The 3,465-nt window shown below is 74.2% G+C and carries 5 protein-coding genes and 1 pseudogene; all 6 read left to right on the forward strand.

Features of this window, described 5'->3' with window-relative positions; genetic code table 11:
• Nucleotides 1–470 precede the first annotated feature (470 nt).
• The 6 genes and pseudogenes from KME75_RS47300 to KME75_RS40600 all read left to right on the forward strand — a co-directional run bounded on the left by KME75_RS47300 (nt 471) and on the right by KME75_RS40600 (nt 3,430).
• Nucleotides 471–749: a FluC/FEX family fluoride channel gene (locus tag KME75_RS47300; RefSeq protein WP_372452765.1), complete on the forward strand. Its 279-nt coding sequence runs from the start codon at nt 471–473 to the stop codon at nt 747–749.
• Nucleotides 635–886, forward strand: coding sequence for a fluoride efflux transporter FluC (locus KME75_RS47305; protein WP_372452763.1), 252 nt, complete (start codon nt 635–637; stop codon nt 884–886). The genes KME75_RS47300 and KME75_RS47305 overlap by 115 nt, the downstream gene beginning before the upstream one ends.
• 41 nt (nt 887–927) lie before the next feature.
• A pseudogene (locus tag KME75_RS47680) lies at nt 928–1,604 on the forward strand (undecaprenyl-diphosphate phosphatase).
• A 73-nt stretch (nt 1,605–1,677) separates the two neighbouring features.
• Nucleotides 1,678–2,202, forward strand: a complete 525-nt coding sequence (locus KME75_RS40590; RefSeq protein WP_219420313.1) for a sigma-70 family RNA polymerase sigma factor — start codon at nt 1,678–1,680, stop codon at nt 2,200–2,202.
• Nucleotides 2,190–2,810 (forward strand): cupin domain-containing protein, encoded by a 621-nt coding sequence (locus KME75_RS40595; protein WP_219420314.1) that lies wholly within the window; start codon nt 2,190–2,192, stop codon nt 2,808–2,810. Before KME75_RS40590 ends, KME75_RS40595 begins: the two co-directional genes overlap by 13 nt.
• A 14-nt stretch (nt 2,811–2,824) precedes the next feature.
• Nucleotides 2,825–3,430, forward strand: coding sequence for a CHRD domain-containing protein (locus KME75_RS40600; protein WP_219420315.1), 606 nt, complete (start codon nt 2,825–2,827; stop codon nt 3,428–3,430).
• The last annotated feature ends 35 nt before the right edge of the window (nt 3,431–3,465 follow it).

A 3,465-nucleotide genomic window follows, 5' to 3' on the forward strand; every position in this document is an offset into this window, starting at 1 on the left:
CACTCCGCCGGGCCGGGGTGTCTTCCGACTGCACGGACCGGGCGTGGGTCACACTGAGCATCGCGGCCATCGCTTTCGTCTTCGAGCTCTGTGGAAGGAACCCGAAGATGATCAAGCGGTGGCCGCGTCATGTCCCGCCGACGCGCCGGAGAACCTGCATAACCCAGGCCCGACTCAGCACAGCCAGGTTAAAGATCAAGCTGAGGGACCGCACGGCGTCCTCGACCCACATGGGCGACACGGCCGGTCGGGACGAACTCGCGCCCCTGGGCTGTGCCACACCGCAGGCGAGGACCATGCTGCGTGACAGGCGATGGGGCTCGCCGTCAACCGCCCGCCGGGATGGTGCGCTGGTGAGGGGAACTCTCCCGGTCGTGACGCTGCTGCTCGCCGCGGCGCTGCACGGGTCGTTATGACTGACGGTCGGGCGGACGCGGGCGCACCGGTGAGCGTCGTCGTGGGCTGCCGGCCTGACCGGCTCTGTACCGATCGGGGTACTGATCACGGAGGTGGTCCGCCCGCACCGGCTGGTCCGGCCCTTCCTCGGGGTGGGCGTGTTCGGTGGCTACACCACGTTCTCCACCTACGCGGTCGAGGCGCTTGTCTCCTCGCGTCCGGCCGGCCGCTGCTCGCGGTGGGCTACGTCGTGGCGACGCCGCTCGTCGCGCTCGCCGGGTGCGCGGCCGGGATCGGCGTGGCGAGGACGGTGGCGCGGCCGTTCGGGCCGGGGGCGGGACGCGGGCCGATGACCGCGCTGGACGTGCTGTGGGTCGGCCTGGGCGCCGGGGTCGGTGCGCCGCTGCGCTACCTGCTCGACCGCGCGGTGCAGTCCCGTCACCGACGGCGCTTCCCGTGGGGCACCTTCGGCGTGAACGTGCGGGGGTGACGGCATTCACCGCCATCATCCAGATCGGCGTCATCGCCGCGGTGGTCGTGTACTTCGCCCGCGACATCGCCGTGCTGGCCCGGGCCTGGGTGAACGGCCTCCTCGACCCCGATCGGTGGACCGACCGCGACCACCGGCTCGCCTGGTACGTCATCCTCGGGTCGCTTCCCATCGGGGTCGTCGGTCTGCTCACCCGAGATGCCGTGACCGGTCCGCTGCGCAGCCCGTGGGTCGTCGCGGCCTCGCTGATCCTGTGGAGCGTCGTCCTGTACGTGGCGGAACGGGCCGGTACCCGCGAGCGTGGCCAGGACGACCTGCGGCTCACCGACGCCGTCCTTGTCGGCGTGGCCCAGTGCGTCGCGCTCGTCCCCGGGGTGCCCGATCGGGTGCCACGATCAGTGCCGGGCTGCTACGCGGCATCGACCGCGTGACGGCGACGCGCCTATCGTTCTTCCTATCCATCCCCGCGCTGCTGGCCGCCGGCGGCTACGAGTCGTTGACCGCGGCCGACGCCGTCTCCGCCTCCGACGGATGGGTCCCGACCCTGGCCGCCACCGCGGTGAGCCTCGTCGTCACCTATCTCTCCATCCGGCTGGCTGCTGCGCCTGGTCGCCCGGCGCCCGATCACGGTCTTCGTCGGCTACCGGGTCGCGCTGGGAGCCGCGCTGATGCTGGCGCTGAGCACCGGGCTGATCACGGCAACCTGATTGCCCACTAGCCCGAACGGGTGAAGCTCGCGCCGGTGTTCAACAGGGACGGCCCGTCACGGTAGTCCCAGGTGGAGGTGCGAGGTGGGTGCGGAGCTGGGCGACGATCGGGCGGTGTCGGATGCCTACGCCGCGCACGGGCCTGAGTTGTACCGCCTCGCGTACCGGCTGCTGCAGGACCGGGCGGGCGCCGAGGACGCGGTGCAGGAGACGTTCGTGCGGGCCTGGCGCTCGACGGCCCGGTTCGACCCTGCGCGGGGATCGTTGCGCACCTGGCTGTTCGCGATCGCCCGCAACGTGTGCACCGACGCCGCGCTCGCCCGCACCAGGCGCCCCGCCCCGCAGGACCGCGAGGTGGTGACTGCGCTGTTCGTGGCGCAGCCGCAGGACCCGGTGGAGACCGTGCTGGCCGACTGGATGGCCGAGGAGGCGCTTCGCCGGCTGAGCCCCGAGCACCGCGAGGCGCTACTGCACGTGCACCTGCTCGGCCGGGACTACGCGGGCGTCGCCGCCGAGCTCGGGGTGCCCGAGTCGACGCTGCGCAGCCGGGTCTACTACGCGCTGCGCGCGGTCCGGCTGGGCATGGAGGAGATGGGGTGGTCGGGATGACGGGGTGCGCGCAGTGGCGGGCCGAGCTGGTCGAGCACGCCCGCGGCACGGCACCCGCCTCGGCGGGACTGTCCGCCCACCTCGACGGCTGCCCGGCGTGTCGGCGGGAGCGCGACCAGCTCGCCGCCGTGGCGGCGCTGCTGCACCGCGTGGACCCGGCAGCGCTGCTCGAACGCCTCGACGAGCCGCCGGTCGCGCTGCGCGGGCGGGTGGTGGGCGCGGTCGGCGCGCGCCGTCTGCTGGCCCTCGTCGCCGCGGCGGTCGTCGCGGTGGGGCTCGCCGGCGCCGTCGGGGTGTCGGCGTTGACACCGACACCGGCATCGACGACGGCCGCGCCGGTGCCCGCGACCGTCGCGCTGGGCGTCGAGGAGACCGTGGTGCCGTGGGGCACACGGCTACAGGTGCGGGTCGAGGGCCTGCCCGCGGACGGGCCGTTCCGGCTGTGGGTCGAGGACGCCGACGGCGCACGCACCCCGATCGGGTCGTTCGGCCCGACCACCGACGGGTCGGCACTGGTGCCGGCCGCCACCGAACTGGCCCCGAGCGGCATCCGCCGCGTGGGGATCTCGTCGGCGGACGGCGACGTGCTCGCCGCCGTCGACACCTGATGAACGGAGAACTCGTGCGACTGACGAAGACCCTGGGCGCCGTCGCCGGCGCCCTACTGCTGGTCGGCCTGTCCACCGGGGTCGCGGTGGCCCAGGACGAGGAGACCATGACGTTCACCGCGTCCGGCAGCGGCGAGGAGGAGATCCCGGCCGGCAGCGGGCAGGCCGGCGCGACCGTCGCCGGCACGTTCACCCTCTCCGCCGACGACACCCTCACCTACACGGTGTCCATCGAGGGCAACGACGAGCCGGTCACCGCCGGGCACATCCACCAGGGCGCCGCCGGCGTCAACGGGGACGTGGTCGTCATGCTCGACGCGGCCGCGATCACCGCGGGTTCCGAGGCCACCGCCGAGGTGCCCGCCGAGGTGGCCGACGCGCTGCGCGCCGACCCGTCGGGCTTCTACCTCAACACGCACTCGGCGTCCTTCGCCCCGCCCACCGGGGTGGCCCGCGCGCAGCTGTCCGCCGACGGCGCCACCGCGCCGAGCAGCGTGCCGACCGGCACCGGTGGCCAGGCCGCCGACGGTGTGGACACGACCGCGCTGGCCGGTCTCGGCGTCGCCGCGGCCGTGGCCGCGGGTGCCGTCGTGCTCGTCCGGCGCCGCCGCGCGTCGTGAGTGTGGCGTCGGCCCCGGTCCGCCGGGGCCGGCGT

This window comes from Pseudonocardia nigra (genome assembly GCF_019396355.1).
GTDB classification, from domain to species: domain Bacteria; phylum Actinomycetota; class Actinomycetes; order Mycobacteriales; family Pseudonocardiaceae; genus Pseudonocardia; species Pseudonocardia nigra.